Source organism: Streptomyces sp. NBC_01314, assembly GCF_041435215.1.
Taxonomy (GTDB): Bacteria; Actinomycetota; Actinomycetes; order Streptomycetales; family Streptomycetaceae; genus Streptomyces.
The window spans coordinates 3,958,074-3,978,920 of sequence record NZ_CP108394.1 but is presented as its reverse complement, the minus strand read 5'-3'; the positions used below and the strand labels follow the sequence as shown (position 1 = coordinate 3,978,920).

At 70.9% G+C, this 20,847-nt stretch carries 22 protein-coding genes, 1 pseudogene and 1 riboswitch; of the genes and pseudogenes, 14 read left to right on the top strand and 9 right to left on the bottom strand.

The window, feature by feature from the left end:
- Positions 1-537 precede the first annotated feature (537 nt).
- Positions 538-1,185: a TetR/AcrR family transcriptional regulator gene (locus OG622_RS17360; protein WP_371576991.1), complete on the top strand. Its 648-nt coding sequence runs from the start codon at positions 538-540 to the stop codon at positions 1,183-1,185.
- On the opposite strand, the gene OG622_RS17355 is transcribed toward OG622_RS17360, so the two are convergent.
- The 4 genes from OG622_RS17355 to OG622_RS17340 form a co-directional block, all read right to left on the bottom strand.
- Positions 1,182-1,505 (bottom strand): multidrug efflux SMR transporter, encoded by a 324-nt coding sequence (locus OG622_RS17355; protein ID WP_371576990.1) that lies wholly within the window; start codon positions 1,503-1,505, stop codon positions 1,182-1,184. The genes OG622_RS17360 and OG622_RS17355 overlap by 4 nt on opposite strands.
- A 119-nt stretch (positions 1,506-1,624) precedes the next feature.
- Positions 1,625-2,638, bottom strand: a complete 1,014-nt coding sequence (gene rsgA / locus OG622_RS17350) for a ribosome small subunit-dependent GTPase A (RefSeq protein WP_371576989.1) — start codon at positions 2,636-2,638, stop codon at positions 1,625-1,627.
- Between the two features lie 16 nt (positions 2,639-2,654).
- Positions 2,655-3,986 carry a 3-phosphoshikimate 1-carboxyvinyltransferase gene (aroA, locus tag OG622_RS17345; protein WP_371576987.1) on the bottom strand — a complete coding sequence of 444 codons (1,332 nt, stop codon included), beginning with the start codon at positions 3,984-3,986 and terminating at the stop codon, positions 2,655-2,657.
- A 229-nt stretch (positions 3,987-4,215) separates the two neighbouring features.
- Positions 4,216-4,938, bottom strand: a complete 723-nt coding sequence (locus OG622_RS17340) for a M50 family metallopeptidase (protein ID WP_371576986.1) — start codon at positions 4,936-4,938, stop codon at positions 4,216-4,218.
- Positions 4,939-5,042: 104 nt separating this feature from the next.
- On the opposite strand from OG622_RS17340, the gene OG622_RS17335 reads away from it, so the two are divergent.
- From OG622_RS17335 to rsrA, 4 genes are all read left to right on the top strand, one after another.
- The gene (locus tag OG622_RS17335) at positions 5,043-5,858 is read left to right on the top strand and encodes an SOS response-associated peptidase (protein ID WP_371576985.1); all 816 of its coding nucleotides are present in this window, start codon (positions 5,043-5,045) and stop codon (positions 5,856-5,858) included.
- Between the two features lie 49 nt (positions 5,859-5,907).
- Complete coding sequence (locus tag OG622_RS17330; protein ID WP_371584121.1) at positions 5,908-6,570, top strand: alpha/beta family hydrolase; 663 nt, start codon at positions 5,908-5,910, stop codon at positions 6,568-6,570.
- A 269-nt stretch (positions 6,571-6,839) separates the two neighbouring features.
- A complete protein-coding gene (gene sigR, locus OG622_RS17325) occupies positions 6,840-7,511 on the top strand; it encodes an RNA polymerase sigma factor SigR (protein ID WP_013000816.1) in 672 nt (223 codons plus the stop codon).
- Positions 7,508-7,819, top strand: coding sequence for a mycothiol system anti-sigma-R factor (gene rsrA / locus OG622_RS17320; RefSeq protein WP_371576984.1), 312 nt, complete (start codon positions 7,508-7,510; stop codon positions 7,817-7,819). Before sigR ends, rsrA begins: the two co-directional genes overlap by 4 nt.
- 83 nt (positions 7,820-7,902) lie before the next feature.
- Here rsrA and OG622_RS17315 read toward each other — a convergent pair whose 3' ends face one another.
- Complete coding sequence (locus OG622_RS17315) at positions 7,903-8,268, bottom strand: hypothetical protein (protein ID WP_371576983.1); 366 nt, start codon at positions 8,266-8,268, stop codon at positions 7,903-7,905.
- A 186-nt stretch (positions 8,269-8,454) separates the two neighbouring features.
- Here OG622_RS17315 and OG622_RS17310 point away from each other — a divergent pair, with 186 nt between their 5' ends.
- From OG622_RS17310 to def, 7 genes and pseudogenes are all read left to right on the top strand, one after another.
- Entirely contained in the window at positions 8,455-8,796 is a 342-nt protein-coding gene (locus OG622_RS17310) for a hypothetical protein (protein ID WP_371584120.1), read from the top strand.
- Positions 8,793-9,632: a hypothetical protein gene (locus tag OG622_RS17305; RefSeq protein ID WP_371576982.1), complete on the top strand. Its 840-nt coding sequence runs from the start codon at positions 8,793-8,795 to the stop codon at positions 9,630-9,632. Before OG622_RS17310 ends, OG622_RS17305 begins: the two co-directional genes overlap by 4 nt.
- Positions 9,629-10,189, top strand: coding sequence for a hypothetical protein (locus tag OG622_RS17300; RefSeq protein WP_371576981.1), 561 nt, complete (start codon positions 9,629-9,631; stop codon positions 10,187-10,189). Before OG622_RS17305 ends, OG622_RS17300 begins: the two co-directional genes overlap by 4 nt.
- Before the next feature lie 85 nt (positions 10,190-10,274).
- Complete coding sequence (locus OG622_RS17295) at positions 10,275-10,664, top strand: roadblock/LC7 domain-containing protein (RefSeq protein WP_371576980.1); 390 nt, start codon at positions 10,275-10,277, stop codon at positions 10,662-10,664.
- Between the two features lie 325 nt (positions 10,665-10,989).
- Positions 10,990-11,593, top strand: a pseudogene (locus tag OG622_RS17290) (metal-dependent phosphohydrolase); the annotation flags it as partial.
- A 127-nt stretch (positions 11,594-11,720) separates the two neighbouring features.
- Complete coding sequence (locus tag OG622_RS17285; protein WP_371576979.1) at positions 11,721-12,725, top strand: tetratricopeptide repeat protein; 1,005 nt, start codon at positions 11,721-11,723, stop codon at positions 12,723-12,725.
- 138 nt (positions 12,726-12,863) lie between these two features.
- Complete coding sequence (def, locus tag OG622_RS17280) at positions 12,864-13,514, top strand: peptide deformylase (RefSeq protein ID WP_152171596.1); 651 nt, start codon at positions 12,864-12,866, stop codon at positions 13,512-13,514.
- Between the two features lie 30 nt (positions 13,515-13,544).
- Here the strand turns inward: def and OG622_RS17275 are convergent, their stop codons facing one another.
- Positions 13,545-14,507: a GlxA family transcriptional regulator gene (locus tag OG622_RS17275; RefSeq protein ID WP_371576978.1), complete on the bottom strand. Its 963-nt coding sequence runs from the start codon at positions 14,505-14,507 to the stop codon at positions 13,545-13,547.
- A gap of 93 nt (positions 14,508-14,600) precedes the next feature.
- Between OG622_RS17275 and OG622_RS17270 the strand changes: the two genes are divergently transcribed.
- Positions 14,601-14,771 (top strand): hypothetical protein, encoded by a 171-nt coding sequence (locus tag OG622_RS17270; protein ID WP_371576977.1) that lies wholly within the window; start codon positions 14,601-14,603, stop codon positions 14,769-14,771.
- A gap of 64 nt (positions 14,772-14,835) precedes the next feature.
- Positions 14,836-15,636 (top strand): hypothetical protein, encoded by an 801-nt coding sequence (locus tag OG622_RS17265; protein ID WP_371576976.1) that lies wholly within the window; start codon positions 14,836-14,838, stop codon positions 15,634-15,636.
- 19 nt (positions 15,637-15,655) lie between these two features.
- Here the strand turns inward: OG622_RS17265 and OG622_RS17260 are convergent, their stop codons facing one another.
- From OG622_RS17260 to OG622_RS17250, 3 genes are all read right to left on the bottom strand, one after another.
- Positions 15,656-16,666 (bottom strand): ribonucleotide-diphosphate reductase subunit beta, encoded by a 1,011-nt coding sequence (locus tag OG622_RS17260; protein ID WP_371576975.1) that lies wholly within the window; start codon positions 16,664-16,666, stop codon positions 15,656-15,658.
- Positions 16,666-19,104: a ribonucleoside-diphosphate reductase subunit alpha gene (locus tag OG622_RS17255; RefSeq protein WP_371576974.1), complete on the bottom strand. Its 2,439-nt coding sequence runs from the start codon at positions 19,102-19,104 to the stop codon at positions 16,666-16,668. Before OG622_RS17255 ends, OG622_RS17260 begins: the two co-directional genes overlap by 1 nt.
- Positions 19,105-19,249: 145 nt before the next feature.
- Positions 19,250-19,339, bottom strand: a riboswitch (cobalamin riboswitch).
- Positions 19,340-19,594: 255 nt separating this feature from the next.
- Positions 19,595-20,584 carry a nucleoside hydrolase gene (locus OG622_RS17250; RefSeq protein ID WP_371576973.1) on the bottom strand — a complete coding sequence of 330 codons (990 nt, stop codon included), beginning with the start codon at positions 20,582-20,584 and terminating at the stop codon, positions 19,595-19,597.
- Positions 20,585-20,847: the final 263 nt, after the last annotated feature.

Sequence of the window (20,847 nt, the reverse complement as noted above, 5' to 3'; positions counted from 1 at the left end):
GGCGAACGGTATCTGTCGAGGTCGGTACGGGGCTACAGGGGGCCGGGGGTCGGTGGGGGCACCGGGGCCGGGCGGGGACGGGTGGGCGCCAGGCGGCTTCGGCTGGGCGGGGGTGGGTTTCGCTCACCGGCGTTCGCCGGGTGCCGCCGCGCCCACCCGTGCCGCCCCAGCGGCACGACTGCCCGCAGTCGGGTAGGGGCGGTGCCCGCAGTCGGGTACGGGCGGTGCCCGCAGTCGGGTAGGGGCGGTGCCGCAGTCGGGTACGGGCGGAGTCCGTCGGCTGGGTACGGGCGGTGCCCGCAGGTGTGGAGGGGTGGCGGTGCGAATGTCCCCCGTGGTCGTGGGCACATGAGTGGTGTCGCGTCACTGCGTGGCGGGCGGCCGGGCGGCCGGGCGTCGTCGGGGTGGGGTCGCAGTGTGCCGCGCACATTGGCCGGTGTGCGCCCTTGGGGGCCGCCGCGAACCCTTGACAGTGACTTGATGCGCGTCAAATCTGAGGGCCAGAGCCGCCCGCTCGCTTTTTTTAGGGAGGCGATGATGCCTGCAGCGCGGGAATCCTTGTTGGACGCCGCTTACACGGCGCTGGTGCGCCGGCCGTGGTCCGCCGTGCGCATGGTGGACGTGGCGGCGGTGGCCGGAGTGTCACGTCAGACGTTGTACAACGAGTTCGGCAGTAAGGACGGGCTCGCCAGGGCCCTGGTCCGGAGGGAAGCGGACGGCTACCTGGCGGGCGTCGACCGGGCGCTGGCCACCCCAGCTGACAACCGGGACCGGCTGGCCGCGACCGCCGAGTGGACCGTGACGGCCTCCCGGAACAACGCACTGGTCCGGGCCATGCTGACCGGCTGCTGGAGCGAGCGGCTGCCCTCGCCGACGCTCTCGGCGGTGCCCTCGTCCTCCGTGGTGCCCGCGCAGCGCCGCGCGGACGGACCGTTACCCGCGCCCGCCGACTTCGTGGCCCTGGTGCGCGAGCGGGCCGTCGCCGTGCTGTCCGCGCCCGGCATCCCCAAGCCGGACACGGTGGAACTGGCCCGTTCCTGCGAACTCGCCGTGCGGCTCGCCCTGTCCTGCGTGGCGGCACCGCCGGGTGAGGGCGGGGTGACGGATCTCGTGCGGACCGCGTTGCCCCGCCAGCTCAGCCGGCCCCTCAACCATCTGCAGCCGGAGGGGAGGGGCGTGAACTAGTTCGTCGAGCCCGACAGTTGCAGGCCCACGACCCCCACGATCACCAGGCTGATCGAGACGATCTTCAGAGTCGACACGATGTCGCCGAGGAAGATCATTCCGTAGATCGCGGTGCCGGCCGCGCCGATGCCCGTCCAGACGGCGTAGGCGGGGCCGACGTCGAGCTTCTTCAGCGAGAGGGTCAGCAGCCCGAAGCTGCCGAGCGCGAAGACGCAGAAGGCGACCGTGGGCCAGAGTCTGGTGAACCCGTGCGAGAGCTTCAGACAGACGGCGAATCCGGTCTCAAGAAGTCCCGCCACGACAACCAGCAGCCACGCCATGTCTCGTCCTCCCGTGTCCCCACGTTCCGTGACCGCTTCGTGTGCTCTCGTCTGGTCGGGCTCCGACTTGGTGCGATTATGCACTTACCGGGTGGAGGGGGGCGCAAACAACGCGGAGGTCAGTCGCCTTCCCGCCGTTCGCGCGTCGAGAGCAGCCTGCGCAGGGAGTAGAGCCGGGCCGGGTCCGCGTGTCCGTCCTCCACCCACTGGTCCAGGGCGCACTCCCGTTCGTCGTGACTGCACGCTCGCGGGCAGCCCTCCGTGCCCGGCACCAGGTCCGGGAAGGCGTTGATGACCCGGGAGGGGTCGATATGGGCCAGGCCGAAGGACCGGATGCCCGGGGTGTCCACCACCCAGCCGCCGTCCGAGTCCGCCAGGGGCAGGGCCAGCGCGGAGGTCGTGGTGTGCCGGCCGCGGCCCGTCACCGCGTTCACATGGCCCGTCGTACGGCGGCGGTCCTCGGGGACGAGGGCGTTCACCAGGGTCGTCTTGCCCACGCCTGAGTGGCCGACGAAGGCTGTGACCTTGCTGGCGAGGTGTTCGCGTACGCGGTCGGCGGCGCCGCCCGTCTCCAGTTCCTCGCGGCTCGTCACGACGTACGGGATGTCGATGTGGCCGTAGAGCTCAAGGAGCTTGTCGGGGGAGGCCAGGTCCGACTTCGTGAGCACGAGAAGCGGCGACAGACCGGCGTCGTAGGCCGCCACCAGGCAGCGGTCGATCAGACGGGGGCGGGGTTCCGGGTCGGCGAGGGCCGTGACGATGGCGAGTTGGTGGGCGTTGGCGACGACGACGCGCTCGTACGGGTCGTCGTCGTCGGCCGTGCGCCGCAGCACCGACGTACGGTCGGCGATGCGGACGATCCGGGCGAGGGTGTCCTTCTTGCCGGAGAGGTCGCCGACGATGGCGACGATGTCACCGACGACCGCTGCCTTGCGGCCCAGTTCGCGGGCCTTCATCGCGTGGACGAGACGGTCCTCGACGAGACAGGTCAGGCGGCCCCGGTCGACGGTGAGGACCATGCCCTCGGCGGCGTCCTCGTGCTTCGGACGGATGTGCGTACGGGGACGGTTGCCCTTGCGGTTCGGGCGGCTGCGGATGTCGTCCTCGTCGGTGTTCTTGCCGTAACGGCGCATGATTCCGGTCCGCCCGTCAGTTCTTCCCGAGCATCCCGGCCCACAGTTCGGGGAAGTCCGGCAGGGTCTTGGCGGTCGTCGCCACGTTCTCGATCCGCACGCCCTCCACTGCCAGGCCGATGATCGCACCGGCCGTGGCCATGCGGTGGTCGTCGTATGTGTGGAAGACACCGCCGTGCAGGGTGCGGGGGCGGATGTGGAGGCCGTCGGCGGTCTCGGTGACGTCGCCGCCGAGTTCGTTGATCTCCTTGGTGAGCGCGGCCAGACGGTCCGTCTCGTGGAGGCGGAGGTGGGCGACGCCGCGCAGGGTCGAGGGGGAGTCGGCGAGGGCGGCGACCGCCGCGATGCCCGGGGTCAGCTCGCCGACCTCGGACAGGTCCACGTCGATGCCGTGGATCGAACCCGAGCCGCTGAACACCAGGCCGTACTCGGTCAGTTCGCAGGTGCCGCCCATCTCCGTGAAGATCTCGCGGAGTTGGTCACCGGGCTGGGTGGTGCGCGTGGGCCAGTCGGGGATGACGACCTTGCCGCCGGTCACCAGGGCCGCCGCCAGGAACGGCTGGGCGTTGGACAGGTCCGGCTCGATCGTCAGGTCGCGGCCGAGCAGCGCGCCCGGCGTGACCCGCCAGACGTTCGGCTCGCCGCCGGACTCAGGGGTGTCCACCTGCGCGCCGACCGAGCGCAGCATGTCGACGGTCATCCGGATGTGAGGGAGGGAGGGGAGGGTCGCGCCGGTGTGGCGGACCTCGACGCCCTGGTTGAAGCGGGGGGCCGAGAGGAGAAGCGCCGAGACGAACTGGGAGGACGAGGACGCGTCGATCGCGACCGGGCCGCCGTCCAGCGCACCGCTGCCGTGGACCGTCAGCGGGAGGGCGCCCCGGCCGTCGTCGTCGATCCGGGCGCCGAGCACGCGCAGGGCGTCGATCACGCCGTTCAGGGGGCGCTCGTAGGACCGGGGGTCGCCGTCGAAGCGGATGGGGCCGTCGGCGAGGGCGGCCACCGGGGGAAGGAAGCGCATGACCGTGCCCGCGTTGCCGACGTCCACCGTGGACGGGCCGTGCAGGCCGGTGGGGAGGACGCGCCAGGCCTCGCCGGAGCCGCCCGCGGCGGAGGAACTGGATGACACGGTCTCCTCGATGCCGACGCCCATCGTGCGCAGCGCGGCAACCATCAGGAGGGTGTCGCGGGAGCGTAGGGGGCGGCGCAGCCAGCCGGGCTCGCTGGCGAGGGCGGCGAGCACGAGGGCACGGTTGGTGACCGACTTGGACCCCGGGACGTGGACCGTCGCGTCGACGGCTCCGCTCGCATGGGGGGCGGGCCAGAGGGCGGGCTGTGCGTTCAGGGCCATGCGGCCCACTTTAGTGCGGGTTCGCGCTCCGCCGGGTTCAGCCGGTTCGCTCCGCTGGGTGCAGTCGGGGAGCTCGGGTCGTTCGTCGGGTGCGTCGTTCGTCGTGGCTGGTCGCTCCCCCACTCTCGGCTTCGCTCGAGCGGGAGGGGCCCCCATCGCGGCGGAGCCGCGGAACCGAGACAGCCCCGCGCCCCTTTCGGGGCGCTGCTCCACCCGGTGTCGAAGAGCCTCACAGTCCCAGCAGCCAGCGGCCGCCGCCCAGCAGCGCGCATACCGAGACCACGTGGAACATCAGCAGCCAGACCGTCGCCGGCACGTGGGTCAGACGGGACAGCTGGTCCGCGTCGGAGTCGCCGGCGCCTCCCCGGCGGCGCTTCGCCTGGAGCTCGAACGCCGGGCGTACGCCCCCCAGCAGCAGGAACCAGACCACCGCGTAGGCGAAGGCGGCCTGGACCTGGGGGCCCGCCAGCCAGGAGACGACGACGAAGGTGCCGCCGACGAGGACGACCGTCAGGGCGCCGTAGGCGTTGCGGATCATGACCAGCATGGCGATCAACAGGATCGTGGCGAGCCAGAGGAGGAGGGTGATGCGGCCGGAGCCGAGGAGGGCGGCGGCGCCGAGGCCGAGGAGCGGGGGAGCGGTGTAGCCGGCGGCGGCGGTGAGGATCATGCCGAGGCCCGTGGGCTTGCCGCGGCTGACGGTGAGGCCGCTGGTGTCGGAGTGCAGCCGGATGCCGGTCAGGGTGCGGCCGGTGAGCAGCGCGATCAGACCGTGACCGCCTTCGTGCGCGATGGTGATGGCGTTGCGCGAGAACCGCCAGACGCCGTGCGGGACGATCGCCGCGAGCGCGGCGACGGCCGTGGCTATGACGACCCAGAGGTCGGGGTCGGGCTGGGTACCGAAGACCTCGTCCCACAGGGAGGCCAGCGAGGTGACTGCGGTGCTTTCCATGTTCTGCGGTGGCTCCTCGGGGTCGCGATCGATCAGGGCCGGCGCGGAGCGCCATCGTCGGGGGTGGTGGTCGGGTGACGGGTGGGCCTGGCAGTGTGGCACTTATGTGCGGACGGTATGCGTCGAGTCGTAGGCCCGAGGATCTCGCAGGAGTCTTTGAGATCGAGAAGTGGGAGCCGGAGGAGACTCTGGAGCCGGATTACAACGTGGCTCCCACCAAAGAGGTCTACGCGGTTCTCGACCGCCCTTTGAAGGACGCCGACGACAAGAGGCCGGTTCGCCAGCTGCGGAAGCTGAAGTGGGGTCTGGTCCCGTCCTGGTCCAAGAGCCCCGAGGGTGCCGCCCGGATGATCAACGCCCGCGCGGAGACCGTGCACGAGAAGCCGTCGTTCCGCCGGGCCTTCACCACCCGGCGCTGCATCCTGCCCGCCGACGGCTACTTCGAGTGGGTCACCGCCAAGGGGGAGCGGGAGCTGGAGGTCGAGGGGAAGAAGAAGCGGCCGCGCAAGCAGCCGTACTTCGTGCTCCCGGCCGACGGGTCGGTCTTCGCGATGGCCGGGCTGTACGAGTTCTGGCGGGACAGGACGTTGCCCGACGACCATCCGCAGGCCTGGTGGGCGACCTGCTCGGTGATCACGACGGAGGCCGAGACGTCCCCGCTGGCCGTGGCCCCGGAGGACGGCCCGCACGCGTTGGCCGAGATCCACCCCCGGATGCCGCTGATGCTCACGCCCGACCGCTGGGAAGGATGGCTGGATCCGGCCCGTACGGACCTGGACGACCTGCGCGGTCTGCTCGAAGCGCCGCCCGCCGGGCTGATGCGTGCCTACCCCGTCTCCACAGCCGTCAGCAACGTCCGCAACAACGGTCCAGAGCTGCTGAAGGAGCTGGAGGGGCCCGAGGAGGGCACACTCTTCTGACGTGACCGCGAACAGGACGACCGAGAACAAGGCGACCGAGAACAAGGCAGTGGACACGAGCGAGGCAGTGGACGCGAGCGAGGCCGCGAGGGAAGAGGTCGACACCGAGGCCGGTACGGCCCGCATCACGTGGTGCGAGGCCGAAAGGCCGAAAGTCGTCCTCGCGGTCGGTCACGGCGCGGGTGGTGGGATCGAGGCGCGTGATCTGCGGGCCCTCGCCGCCGTGCTCCCGGCACACGGCGTGACCGTCGCCCTGGTGGAGCAGCCGTGGCGGGTGGCCGGGAAGAAGCTCGCCCCCGCGCCCAGGACGCTGGACGCGGGCTGGCGGGGGCTGTGGTCCGCGCTTGCCGGACCGGGGCTGCCGGTGGTCGCGGGTGGGCGGAGCGCCGGGGCCCGGGTGGCCTGCCGTACGGCGACGGAGCTGGGCGCGGCGGCCGTACTGGCGCTGAGCTTTCCGCTGCATCCGCCGGGCAGGCCGGAGAAGTCGCGGGCCGGCGAACTGCTCGGGGCCGGGGTGCCCACGCTCGTCGTCCAGGGCGGGAACGACCCGTTCGGGAAGCCGGAGGAGTTCCCGGAAGGCTCGTACGGGCTCGTGGAGGTGCCGTACGGCGATCACGGGTTCGCCGTGCCGAAGCGGGCGCCCCTCGGGCAGGAGGAGGCGCTGAGGGTGCTCACGGGCGGTGTCGTGGAGTGGATCGCGTCACTCGGATGACGGGCCGGGCGGCGGGTGGGAATGCGGAGCGGCGGGCCTCTGTTGTGCGGATCAGACAGCGCGAAAGACCGTGCTGACCCGTCGTAGGAGAGGAAGTCCGCCGCATGGGTTCGACCTATTGCCCGAGCCGCAGCAGCCGCGCCGACCTGGACTGGACGGTGCTGCACGCGGCCAAGAGCGGCACCGTTCGGGCGGCGGCGGGCATGGATCGTCGTCTATCCTCCGATTCTGGTGGTACCGGTTTCGGTATCGCACAGACGCTGGAGGAGGTGGGTCCGGTCACTGGGACCGACGCAGGGACCGAACGGGGCCAGGCGGAGCAGCCCGAGGGCACCGAGACCGCAGCGGAGCGCAGTGCCCGTTTCGAGCGGGACGCTCTGGAATTCCTCGACCAGATGTACTCGGCCGCGCTGCGGATGACGCGCAATCCGGCCGACGCCGAGGACCTGGTGCAGGAGACGTACGCGAAGGCGTACGCGTCCTTCCACCAGTTCCGTGAGGGCACCAACCTGAAGGCCTGGCTGTACCGCATCCTCACGAACACCTTCATCAACTCGTACCGCAAGAAGCAGCGCGAACCCCAGCGCTCCGCGGCCGAGGAGATCGAGGACTGGCAGCTTGCGCGCGCCGAGTCGCACATGTCGACCGGGCTGCGTTCCGCCGAGTCGCAGGCGCTCGATCACCTGCCCGACTCGGACGTGAAGTCCGCGCTGCAGGCGATCCCCGAGGAGTTCCGCATCGCCGTCTATCTCGCCGATGTCGAGGGCTTTGCGTACAAGGAGATCGCCGACATCATGGGGACACCCATCGGTACGGTGATGTCCCGGCTGCACCGCGGCCGCCGTCAACTGCGCGGCATGCTCGAGGACTACGCCCGTGACCGCGGGCTTGTCCCGGCCGGTGCCGGAGAGTCGAACGAAGCGAAAGGTTCGGGCTCATGAGCTGCGGAGAGCCGCATGAGACGGATTGCAGCGAAATCCTCGATCATCTCTACGAGTTCCTCGACCGGGAGATGCCCGACTCCGACTGCACCAAGTTCGAGCACCACTTCGAGGAGTGCTCGCCCTGCCTGGAGAAGTACGGGCTCGAACAGGCCGTCAAGAAGCTGGTCAAGCGGTGCTGCGGGCAGGACGACGTGCCCACCGATCTGCGTGCCAAGGTGATGGGCCGGATCGATCTGATCCGGTCGGGACAGACCGTGCCCGAGCACGATGTGACGGTCTCGCCGGTCACACCGCAGGAGACCTGAATCACTGAGCCCGTTCCGGGAGCGGCCGTCCGGCCGTTCAGGGAACGGGCTCAGTCGTCGAGGCGTGGCGGGGTGGGGCGGGTTCAGACGTCGAGGCCGTTCTCGATGCGCTTCAGGCCGTGCCGGGCCAGTGCCAGGTTGCTGCGGCTGCGGTCCAGTGCGAGGTAGAGGAAGAGCGACCCCTTGCTGCTGGTCAGCGGGCGGATCAGGTGGTACTGCCGGCCCAGCGTGATCAGGATGTCCTCGATCACGTCGTTCATGTCCAGTGAGGCCAGCGTGCGCATCTTGGAGCGCACCACCTCGGTGTTTCCGGCCGCCGCGAGTTCCAGGTCGAGGTGCTGCCCGCCGCCGAGGGTTCCGAGCGACATACCGCTCTCGTAGTCGACCAGCGCGACACCGATCGCACCGTCGAGGGTCATGGCTTCCTTGAGCGCGGTCTCGATGTTCATATTGCTGCCCCAATTCCTCAGTGCTGCTGACCGGTCACTGCCCGGCCAACTACGATCGACGCGAGTGACCTACCGGTCACAAACATCAACTCTTTGGCTTGTTACGGAAGTTGGTGTTCAAAGTACTGCGCGGCGTGTGCACGTGGAGGGCGAATGGGGGAACGGGTGACTGCGCTCCAGACCTCCCTGAACCGGCTTCTCGACTCTCCCGGCGTCACCGGCGTCGCCCTCGTCGACGCGGTCACGGGCCTCACGTACGCGGCGGCGGGCGACGCCGCCCAGGCGGGTACGGGGGCGGAGTGCTCCGATCTCGCCACCCTGATCTCCGAGCGGCTCTGCGCGGCGGGGGCCGAGGGTGCGTTGGAAAGCGTGGTCATGACCAGCAGGAGACGCCATCAGGTGCTGCTCTCCGTGGACCGGCCGGCCGGCGACCCGCTGCTGCTGGCGGCCGGTCTCGACCGCGACCGGGCGAACGTGGCCCTGGCGCTGCGCAGTCTCGGCGACCGGGCCCGAGAGGTGCTGGCGTGAAAACACCCTCAGCGCGCAACGTACCCGCGCTTCTGCAGGCACTGCACCAGGAGGGCCATACCGGCACGGTGCGGGTATCGGGTTTCCCTGGTGGCACGATTCACCTGCGGGACGGCCTGATCGGCGCGATCGAGACACCGGGCGCGCCGACCGCGACGTCCACGCTGCTCGCCTCGGGCCGGATCGACGACGACGCCTGGCTGGCGGCCCGCGTGGCCGAACCCGACGCCGACCGGCTCGATCTGCACCTGGCTGCCACCGGTCTGATCGGCGCCGCCGAGCTGGAGGTCGTCTGCACGGCGGCCGTGTTCGACGGGGCCTTCGCGATGGCGCTCAGCCCGCCCGGCGGCTGGGAACTGACCGAACGGCAACCCACCCTCCTCACCCGGCCCGGCGTCGAGCCGCGGCCGCTGGCCGAGGAGACCACCCGCCGTATGGCGCTGCTGACCCGGCTGTGGGGCCCCGCGGGCGAACTGGCCCGAGTCCGGCCCGAACCGGTCACCGGCAGCGACACCCCGGAACACGACGGCCGGCTGACCCGACGCCACCGCGACCTCGTCGAGAGCGTCAACGGCCGCCGCACTCCGCGTGACATCGCCTTCGCCCGGGGGCGCGGCCTCTACGCGGTGATGCTGGACCTGATCAGGCTGGAATCGCAGGAGGCCGTCCGATGGGAGACCAGGACCGAGCCCGACAGCCGGCCCAGCACCGCGCCCCGGATCCCGCAGAGGCAGTCGGCATCCGACGAGCCGTCACCGAGAGCCGGTCCCCTGCCCCGACGCAGGCCCGGTGGAGGCTCTCCCATCGGAGACCTCGGAGCGAAGGACGGGCAGTGAGCCCCGACAAAGACCCGGCCCGCAAGCGCCGCATACGCAGCAAGGCCGCCCGCCTCCGAAGGCGTTCGGTTCCGAGAACCGCCGTGGACGACCACCTGGTCCCGCCCACCGAAACCCCACCGCCCGCCGTGCCCGTCCCCACGGCGGCGGTACGACCGCCGTCCGCCGCGCCCGTCCGCCCGACCCAGGAAGCACCGCCATCCACCGAGCCCGGTGGCGCGACGGCCGAACAGCCACCGCCCACCCCGCCCGGTGCCGCCGCCGCACAACGGCCGTCGCGCGCCGAACCCAGGGATGCTGCCGACGGACCGCCCCCGTTATCCGTACGGGGCGCTGCCGCGGGACCGCCGCCGTTACCCGTACGGGGCGCCGCACCGGTTCCTGTGCATGCCGGGGACGACACGCCGGACAACCCGGCCGTGCCGCCCCCCTTCCCACCGCTGCCTCTGCTGTCGGCCGAGGAACTGCTCGCCGACCAACCCTCCCTCGAAATGCTGCGGCGCGTCCGCCACGGGCTGCGGGCTCTCCCCGAGTCCGACCGGCACCTCTCCGACTAGGGGGTGCTGTGCGGGACTTGCACAACACCCCTTGCGGCTCGGACCGCACACTTACGCAGACGTCTGGACCAAGGAGCACGTGCCCATGACCGCACACGCATCGACCGAATCGCTGACCGGCATCCTGGCCTCGCTGCGTGATCGGGTGATGGGCGTCTCCGAGAGCGTCCTGTCCACCGTGGACGGGCTCCTCGTCGTCGCCGACGTCGACAAGGTGCACCCCGAGTCCGTCGCCGCGCTCGCCGCGGCCACCCTCGGTGTCAGCCGCCGCATGGCCGACCAGTCCGGTGCCGGCGCGCTCCGCGAGGTCGTCGTGCGGTGCGGTGCCGGGCACGTCATCGTCGTCGCCGTCGGTGAGCGCACCCTCCTGACCGTCATGGGCGACGACGGCCTCGACTTCGCCGCCTTCCAACGCGAGTCCCCGGCGACCGTGGAGCAGCTCAACAAGGTGCTCGTGGCGGACTTGGCGCCCTGAGACGAACGGTGTCGAAGGTTCCACAGACCGCCGGTGCGGTGCCGGCCGTCACATCTCGTCGCCTGAGCAATCCGTCGATCCGTCGACCTGCCGATCCGTCGCTGAACGTTGCTTCACTCGAAGGGGTTAATCCGGCCATCGTGCCCCCAAGGACATGGGCACCTTCCCGGGTCTGATCTCGCGGGTCGAGCAGCGGACGCGAGGGCCCCGGCGGATCTGGCGTGCGGGCCGGCTCACCCTCGCGGGGGGCCTGGAAGGGGCTCTTCCGGCGGTCGTCGGCGCCCGTCACCGTGTACTGCCGTTGGCCCACGCGCGGACACGGTGCGTCGTCGGACTGTGGGCACTACCGGTCTTCTCCGTCCCCCTCCTGCTCACCAAGCTGTCGTTCCGGCGGTACGCGGCGGTGCGGACCACCTACCGGCAGACCATCGCCTCGCCCGCCCGGGCCACGGAGATCGCCGGGTACACCCCGGCGGGTGGCCTTGCTCAGCGGTGAGGCGGGGCGCGAGCCGGGGCTCGGCGAGCCGGAGCTGACCGTGCTGGAGTACGCGGCGCTGCTGCGCGACATCCGCCGGCTGAGCCTCGTCGACCCCGTGCCGGCCGGGGCCACCGCCGGGCTCCCGGCGGCCGAGCAGCGCCGCATCGCGCCGCTCGGTGGCGCGGGCGTACGGCAGACCGGGGTGGACGCCGAGGTCGCCGCGGTGGTGGAGCGGCAGCCGGATCCGTACCGTGAGCAGCCGGTCGGTGCGCGGATCGTGCGGGCCGGGAACGCATACGAGGAGCAGGTCCGGGAAACAAGGCCCGGAGGGCCGCTCAGGGCGCTGGAGGAACTGCGGCCGGGGACGGCGCGGGACTGTCACCCGGAGGTGGTGGAATCGCTCGCGAGGGTACTGTCGAGAGACTGTCTGACCCTGCCCGAGGTGGGGTAACCCATGGGTAATGAGCGGCCCTCCACGCGGTCGTGGTTGGATGCGAGGGAGAGGGTGTACCGGGGGCGACGGCCAGCCCACTCCGACGGAACTGGCAGGCGGGAACCGTAACTGGCAGGCGGGAATCGTGAGGATCTTCGGCAAGGGACGGCATCGGCCCTCCGCCTCTTGGCGGCAGGCCACCGATCGTGCGTTCACGCTGATCGGCGACGGTCGGTACGAGGACGCGGGCGCGTTGCTGACACGTGCCGCGGACCTGGAGCCGTGGCTGTCCGAGTCCTGGTTCAACCTCGCCCTGCTGCACAAGTTCCGGCACGACTGGGAGCAGGCACGGGCGGCGGGACTGCGGGCCGTGGCACTGCTCGACCGGGAGACCGGGGCCCCCGACTGGTGGAACGTGGGCATCGCCGCGACCGCCCTGCAGGACTGGCCGCTGGCCCGCCGGGCCTGGCAGGCGTACGGGCTGCGGGTGCCCGGGGGCGCCTCCCGGCCGAGGCCCGGAGGCCCCGGCGACTCCGGGGAACCGGTCGGCATGGACCTCGGCAGTGCGGCCGTACGGCTCTCGCCGGAGGGCGAGGCCGAGGTCGTGTGGGGGCGGCGGCTCGACCCAGCGCGGATCGAGGTGCTCTCCATTCCGCTGCCGTCGTCCGGACGGCGCTGGGGCGAGGTCGTCCTGCACGACGGAGTGCCGCACGGGGAGCGGACCACGGCCGTGGGGAACGCGTATCCGGTGTTCGACGAGATCGAACTGTGGGCGCCCTCTCCGGTGCCGACGTGGGTGGTGCTGCTGGAGGCCGCGACCGAGGCGGACCGGGACGCGCTGGAGCGGCTCGCGGCGGACGCCGGGTTCGCCGCGGAGGACTGGTCGTCGTCGGTGCGGTTGTTGTGCCGGCTGTGTTCCGAGTCGCGGATGCCGTCCGACGAGGGCGACGGGGAGCATCTCGATCCGCACGATCACAGTGAGCCGGGGCATCCCGGGCCGCTGGGGCATGTGACGGACGGGCAGTTGTGGGCGCCGGAGCGGGAGTGCGGGATCGCCGCGCCGGCTTCGCTGGTTCGGGGGTTGTTGGACGGGTGGGTTGCCGACAGCCCCGATTCCAGGGATTGGCGGGATCTGGAAGAGGTTTGTTAGGGGGCGTACGGTCGGATTCCTCGGCTGCGGGCTGTGTGTGGCTGGTCGCGCTGTTCCCCGCACCCCTTACGGGGCGCTGCCCGTACCCTGTATCAGCAACTCACCCTTGTGTTGTTTTGAGGAAGGCGTACGTCTGTCATGGCCCAGCAGGACACCGATCAGCAGCACGTGGGCGTGCTCCCCGTCGATGACGAGGGGTTCGTCGTCGACACGGAGGACTGCGAGGAGCGTGAGCAGGCGTACCGGGAGCGTGGCACGTCGCTGCCGATCACCGTGGTCGGGAACCCGGTGCTGCACAAGGAGTGCAAGGACGTCACGGAGTTCGGCGACGAGCTGGCGAAGCTGGTCGACGACATGTTCGCCAGCCAGCACACCGCCGAGGGCGTGGGCCTGGCCGCCAACCAGGTGGGCGTCGACCTGAAGGTCTTCGTCTACGACTGCCCGGACGACGAGGGCAAGCGGCACACCGGCGTGATCTGCAACCCCAAGCTGGTCGAACTGCCCGCCGGCACCCGCCGGTTGGACGACAGCAACGAGGGCTGCCTGTCGGTGCCGACCGCGTACATGCCGCTCGCCCGCCCCGACTACGCCGAGGTCACCGGGCAGGACGAGAAGGGCAACCCGATCAAGGTGCGCGGCACCGGCTACTTCGCGCGCTGCCTGCAGCACGAGACCGACCACCTGTACGGCTACCTGTACATCGACCGGCTCTCCAAGCGCGACCGCAAGGACGCGCTGCGCCAGATGGCCGAGAACGAGCCCCGGTACCCCGTCGTCGCCAACGACTGAGCCGAGGGCCGGGCCGGGGCCGCCCTGCCCTCAGGCGGCCTCCGGGCCCCGGAAGGTCCGGCGGTACGCCTGCGGGGTCGTGCCCAGCGACCGTACGAACTGATGGCGCAGGGCGGCGGCGGTGCCGAAGCCGGTGCGCCAGGCGATCGCGTCCACCGTCTCGTCCGTCGCCTCCAGCAACCGCTGGGCCAGCAGCACCCGTTGGCGCAGGATCCAGCGGTACGGCGTGGTCCCGGTCTCCTGCTGGAAGCGGCGGGCGAACGTGCGCGGGGACATGTGCGCGCGGGCGGCGAGCTGTTCGACGGTGACCTCCTCGTCGAGGTGCTGCTCCATCCACACGAGCACCTCGCCGACGGTGTCGCACTGCGAGCGGGGCAGCGGTCGCTCGATGTACTGCGCCTGGCCGCCGTCGCGGTGCGGCGGCACCACCATCCGCCGGGCGATCTTGTTGGCGACCTCCGGTCCCTGCTCCTTGCGGACGATGTGCAGACAGGCGTCGATGCCGGCGGCGGTGCCCGCCGAGGTGATCACCGGGTCCGCGTCCACGTACAGCACGTCCGGCTCGACCATCGCCCGCGGGTACTGCCGGGCCAGCTCCTCGGCGTGCCGCCAGTGCACCGCGCACGGCCGCCCGTCCAGCAGGCCGGCCGCGCCGAGCACGAAGACCCCCGAGCACACGCTCAGCACCCGGGCGCCCCGGTCGGCGGCCCGGCGCAGCGCGTCCAGCAGCTCGGCCGGGTAGATCCGCCGCACATAGCTCTCGCCCGCCGGTACGACGACCAGGTCGGCCTCTTCGAGCCGGTCCAGGCCGTACGGCGTGGAGATCGTGAAGCCGGCGTGCGTCCGCAGGGTCGGGCCCTCCGCCGACGCGACCGCGAAGTCGTACACCGGCAGGCCCTCGTCGCTGCGGTCGAGGCCGAAGACCTCGCACACGACACCCAGTTCGAAGGGGTGCACGCCCTCCATGAGGACGGTGGCCACGTTCTTCAGCATCCTGCCAGTGTGCCTCGGATGTGGCAGTAATTCGAGGGGGTGCGGCAGTCCTGCCACTGTTTGTCAGGAGTGTTCGGCGCGACAGTGGTGTCCATGGATACGACACAGCTGCAAGGACTCATCGGAACTCTGGCCGTCCTCGGACTGCTCGCCCTGGTCGCGCTGCCGGCGATCGTCGGCGTCGTGCACGACCGGCGCGTCGACCGGCAGCTCAGGCGGGCGGAGGAACGGCGGACGTCGCACGGGATCGCCCGCGCCGCCTGATCGCATATCTGTACGACAGCGGTCAACCCCCTGTGTAGCCTCTCCTCGACCCAAGGGGAGGATCATGAGACACAGAACGCGCCCCGCACACGGCCGGACCCTGGCCGTGGCGGGCGGGGCGGCGGCCCTGGTGCTGCTGGCGGCGACGGGGGCCCACGCGGAGGGCAGGGGAGACGTCCGCGTCACCAGGACGGTCGTCAACGGTGGCAAGAACGTCATCGTCGGAACGTCGAAGACCATCAGGTTCCCGGTCGCCGTCACCATCAAGGACGACTCGGGCGCCAAGAAGATCACGGACCTCAGCACGTTCAACCGGTCCAACGGCTACGGCTTCACGACCTGGGACGGCGACTCGTCCTGCGTCAAGAAGAGTTCGACGACATCGGTGTGCACGGGCACCATGACGGTCGATCCCGGCTGGATCGCCGACAGCGACGACATCGACTCCAACCGCGTCGCCGGCGTCTGGCAGGTCAACGCCACCGTCAAGGCGAACGACGGCGACTACTGGATCTCCGACAACATCGCCCGGTACAAGGTCAAGCGCGCCTCGATCCTGACCACGGTCATCAGGCCCGAGTCGGTCGCCAAGGGCGCGAAGATCACCGTCACCGGCAAACTGACCCGGGCCAACTGGGAGACCCTCAAGTACCACGGGTTCACCGGGCAGTCGGTCCAGCTCCAGTTCAAGAAGAACGGCGCCGCCCGCTACACCACCGTCAAGACGGTGAAGACGGGCAGCGCCGCCGGGAAGCTCGGCACCAAGGTCACCGCCACGGCGGCGGGCAGCTGGCGCTGGCACTTCCCCGGCACGACGACGACCGCGAGGGTCACGTCGGCCGGGGACGCGGTCACGCTCAAGTGACCTCGGTGGCCACCAGTTCCTAGAAGTCCTCGTCCAGGTCGACGGTGCCCTCCACCGCGACCTGGTACGCCGACGGACGCCGCTCGAAGAAGTTGGTCAGCTCCTGGACGCCCTGCAGCTCCATGAAGGAGAACGGGTTCTCCGAGCCGTAGACCGGCGCGAATCCGAGGCGGGTCAGGCGCTGGTCGGCGACGCACTCCAGGTACTGCCGCATCGACTCGGTGTTCATGCCCGGCAGGCCGTCACCGCACAGGTCGCGCCCGAACTGCAGCTCGGCCTCGACGGCCTCCTTCAACATGTCCGTGACCTGCTGCTGGAGCCGGTCGTCGAAGAGCTCCGGCTCCTCCTTGCGGACGGTGTCCACCACCTCGAAGGCGAAGGACATGTGCATCGTCTCGTCACGGAACACCCAGTTGGTGCCCGTCGCCAGACCGTGCAGGAGACCCCGGCTGCGGAACCAGTACACGTACGCGAAGGCGCCGTAGAAGAACAGGCCCTCGATGCACGCGGCGAAGCAGATCAGGTTGAGCAGGAAGCGGCGGCGGTCCGCCTTGGACTCCAGGCGGTCCAGCTTCTCGACCTCGTTGATCCACTTGAAGCAGAACTCGGCCTTCTCGCGGATGGACGGGATGTTCTCGACCGCCGCGAAGGCCGCCGTCCTGTCCTCGGGGTCGGGGAGGTAGGTGTCGAGCAGCGTCAAGTAGAACTGGACGTGCACGGCCTCCTCGAAGAGCTGCCTGCTCAGGTACAGGCGCGCCTCGGGGGAGTTGATGTGCTTGTACAGGGTCAGCACGAGGTTGTTCGCCACGATCGAGTCGCCCGTCGCGAAGAACGCGACCAGCCGGCCGATCATGTGCTGCTCGCCCGCGGACAGCTTCGCGAGGTCGGTGACGTCCGAGTGGAGGTCGACCTCCTCGACGGTCCAGGTGTTCTTGATCGCGTCCCGGTAGCGCTCGTAGAAGTCGGGGTAGCGCATGGGACGGAGAGTCAGCTCGAAGCCGGGGTCGAGGAGATTCTGGTTGCTGGGCATTACTGGCAGGCCTCGCAGGACTCGGGGTTTTCCAGGGAGCAGGCGACGGCATCCGGATCGGCCGCCTGCTGGACGGGGATGGTCTTCTCGGGCTGGGCGGGGGCCTGCGCCTGGCCCTGCCCCTGGGCGGCGCGGGCGATACGGGTCGCCGGGCGGGAGCGCAGGTAGTACGTGGTCTTCAGCCCCGACTTCCAGGCGTACGCGTACATCGAGGAGAGCTTGCCGATGGTCGGCGTCTCCAGGAACAGGTTCAGCGACTGCGACTGGTCCAGGTACGGGGTGCGGGCGGCGGCCATGTCGATCAGACCGCGCTGCGGGATCTCCCAGGCCGTGCGGTACAGCGCCCGTACGTCGGCCGGGATCCAGGTGAAGTCCTGCACCGAGCCGCCCGAATCGCGCAGCGCCTCCCGGGTGCGGGTGTCCCAGACGCCCAGCTCCTTCAGGTCCTTCACCAGGTAGGAGTTGACCTGGAGGAACTCACCGGACAGCGTCTCGCGCTTGAACAGGTTGGACACCTGCGGCTCGATGCACTCGTACACACCGGCGATCGAGGCGATGGTGGCCGTCGGCGCGATGGCGAGGAGCAGCGAGTTGCGCAGGCCCGTCGTCGCGACGCGCTCGCGCAGGGCCGCCCAGCGCTCCGGCCAGGTGGACTCGACGCCGTAGTGGTCGGGGTGCAGCACACCACGGGCCGTGCGGGTCTTCTCCCAGGCCGGCAGCGGGCCGTTGCGCTCGGCCAGGTCGGCGGAGGCCTCGTACGCGGCGAGCATGATGCGCTCGGCGATCCGCGTGGACAGCGCCTTCGCCTCGGGGGAGTCGAACGGCAGGCGCAGCTGGAAGAAGACGTCCTGGAGGCCCATCACGCCGAGGCCGACCGGGCGCCACCTGGCGTTGGAGCGGCCCGCCTGCTCGGTCGGGTAGAAGTTGATGTCGACGACGCGGTCGAGGAAGGTGACGGCGGTGCGGACGGTCTCGTCCAGCCGCTGCCAGTCCATGTCGCCGGCCGCCCGGTCGACGAACGCGCCCAGGTTCACCGAGCCCAGGTTGCAGACCGCCGTCTCCCCGTCGTCCGTGACCTCCAGGATCTCCGTGCAGAGGTTGGAGGAGTGGACGACATGGCCCGGCTCGGCCGTCTGGTTGGCCGTGCGGTTGGCCGCGTCCTTGAAGGTCATCCAGCCGTTGCCGGTCTGCGCGAGGGTGCGCATCATGCGGCCGTACAGGTCACGGGCCGGGATGGTCTTCTTCGCCAGGCCGTCGGCCTCCGCCCTGCGGTAGGCGGCCTCGAACTCCTCGCCCCACAGGTCGACCAGCTCGGGCACGTCGGCCGGGGAGAACAGCGACCACGGCTCGTCGGCGTTCACCCGGCGCATGAACTCGTCCGGGACCCAGTGCGCCAGGTTCAGGTTGTGCGTACGCCGGGCGTCCTCACCGGTGTTGTCGCGCAGCTCCAGGAACTCCTCGATGTCGGAGTGCCAGGTCTCCAGGTAGACCGCGGCCGCGCCCTTGCGCCGGCCGCCCTGGTTCACGGCGGCGACCGAGGCGTCCAGCGTCTTCAGGAACGGCACGATGCCGTTGGAGTGCCCGTTGGTGCCCCGGATCAGCGAACCGCGCGAGCGGATACGGGAGTACGACAGACCGATGCCGCCGGCGTGCTTCGAGAGGCGGGCCACCTGGTGGTAGCGGTCGTAGATGGAGTCCAGCTCGTCCAGCGGGGAGTCGAGGAGGTAGCAGGACGACATCTGCGGGTGGCGCGTGCCGGAGTTGAAGAGCGTGGGGGAGGAGGGGAGGTAGTCGAGGCGGCTCATGAGCCTGTAGAGCGCGGCGACCTCGTCGACGGCACGGACGCTGTCGTCCTCGGCGAGGCCGGAGGCGACTCGCAGCATGAAGTGCTGGGGTGTCTCGATGACCTTGCGGGTGAGGGGGTGCCGGAGCAGATAGCGGCTGTGCAGGGTGCGCAGGCCGAAGTAGCCGAAGCGGTCGTCGCCGGCCGGGTCGACCAGGGCGTCGAGCCGCCCGGCGTGCACCCGCGTGAACTCCGCGGTGCGGTCGGCGACGAGACCCTCCCGGTGGCCCACGGCGATGGAGCCGGTGAACGTCGTGACGCCCTGCGAGGCCGCCTCGGCGCGGATGCCGATGGCCAGCAGGCGGGCGGCCAGCTTCGAGTAGGCGGGGTCCTCGGAGATGAGGCCCGCGGCCGCCTCCGTGGCCAGCTCGCGCAGCTCCACGACCATTTCGGCGGAGGCCGCGCGCGAGGACCGGCCGCGCAACGCGGCTGCGGCGACCCTGCCGGGGTCGGCGTCGGGGAGGTCGACGGTCAGCTCGGTCAGGGTCCGCAGCAACGCGGTACCGGGACCGTCGGTCTCCGTCGCCTGGGTGGCTGAAGCCAGTTCGGCTGCAACCGTTTCGGCTGAAACCGGGTCGGCTGGCGCGATGGTCACGTGGGGCTCTCCCTCGCTCGGCAAAGGGCCTGGCGGAGGGCAGGCGGCAGCACACGAGCGCGCGGGGGCGTCGCGTCCACCGGCCCATTCCACGAGGCCCGGACGTCAGGGCACCCGGACCGGACGGCCGGGCGCGCTGTCGGCAGGTGTTCGGACTGAACATGCGTGCGCAAATGGACATGTACGCACGCGAGTACACCGTTGCGGGACAGTTCCGGATTCGCACCGGATTCCCCTGCGGCGACAGCGAGCATGAGCATACATCTAGTGCCGGGGCGCGGTGTAACCCCCACATGTTGTGTCGCATTCGGCTTCGCAGGGTGTCAGAGCGTCAACTCACAGGTGATCGTCGAGATGCCGGAGAGGTCGGGGAGGGGCTTCCAGCCGTGCTCCGGCGCGCGGGTGAGGCCCGGACGTTCGTGGATCCGACGGGCCGCGCGCATGGTCCGCCGGGTCGACAGCGCGACGCGTGCACGGCGATCGGATCGGGTCAGCCCACCGCCGGCCACCGCGGCAGCGTCGCCACGAAGTCCCCGCTGAAGTCGCGGGTACCCGGCCCCAGGGCGACGCGGCCGGTGGCGCGGAGGCGGGCGGTCAGGGCGGGGGACTCGGAGTAGTAGACGCGCCGGGCGTCGGCCGGCACGAACACGGTCTGGCCGCGCGTGAGTTCGCTCGCGCACTCCACGACGACGGCCCCCTCGGCGGCCTCGACGAACGCCTCGTCCCCGCAGACCCCCACGGCCAGCGGATCGTGCAGCGGACAGGTGCCGTCTCCGCCGTGGCGGCTGTAGGCGTTCATGTACGTGCGCATCAGCCGGGCGGCGAGGGCCGCGCCCGGGCCCGCTGCCTCCAGTGCGGCGAGGTCGGCGGGGCGGAACAGCCAGCGGTGCGAGGCGTCCAGGTCGACCATGGTGAACGGGATGCCGGAGGAGAGCACGATCTCGGCGGCGTCCGGGTCGGCCCAGATGTTGAACTCGGCGACCGGGGTGACGTTCCCCGGCACCTGGGCGGCGCCGCCCATGAACACGAACCTGCCGACGCGGCGGGCGAAGTCCGGGTCCTCCAGCAGTGCGACGGCCACGTTCGTGAGCGGGCCCGTGGCACACACCGTCAACTCGCCCTCGTACTCCCGGGAGAGCCGGAGCAGCGCCTGCGCGGACGACTCCGTCGGGTGCGGGGCCGTCGAGTCGGGGAGGGTCTCGTCGCCGAGGCCTGCCGGGCCGTGGAACGCGGACGCCTCCCGGTAGGGGAGCCGGGACAGGGGGCGGCCCGCGCCTCGGTGCACCGGGATGTCGTCGTCGATGCGGAGGGCGCGGGACAGTGCGCGGGCGTTGGCGTAGGTCGATTCGGCGGGGAGGTTGCCGCCGACGGAGGTGTACGCCTTGAGGTCCCACAGGCCGGTGCCGAGGAGGTACTGCAGGGCTACGGCGTCGTCGATACCGGGGTCGCTGTCCAGGACGATCGGGGTGCGAGCGGTCACCTGGTCAGGTTAGCCGGATGTTCGCCGCCCCCGCCGCCCCTACCCGTCTCGTCCCCAGGGGCTCTGCCCCTTCTACCCTGAGGGGCTCGTTGCCGGGTGCGGGTGGTGGGGAACTGCGCGACCAGCCCCCACCGGGGCCGCGGATGGGGGTCGAAGGGGCGCAGCCCCTGGATGGGGGCACCTCCCGCTCGAGCGAAGCCGAGAGTGGGGGAGGGACGGGTAGGGGCGGCGGGGGCGAAGAAACCACCCCGCGCCGCCCCGGG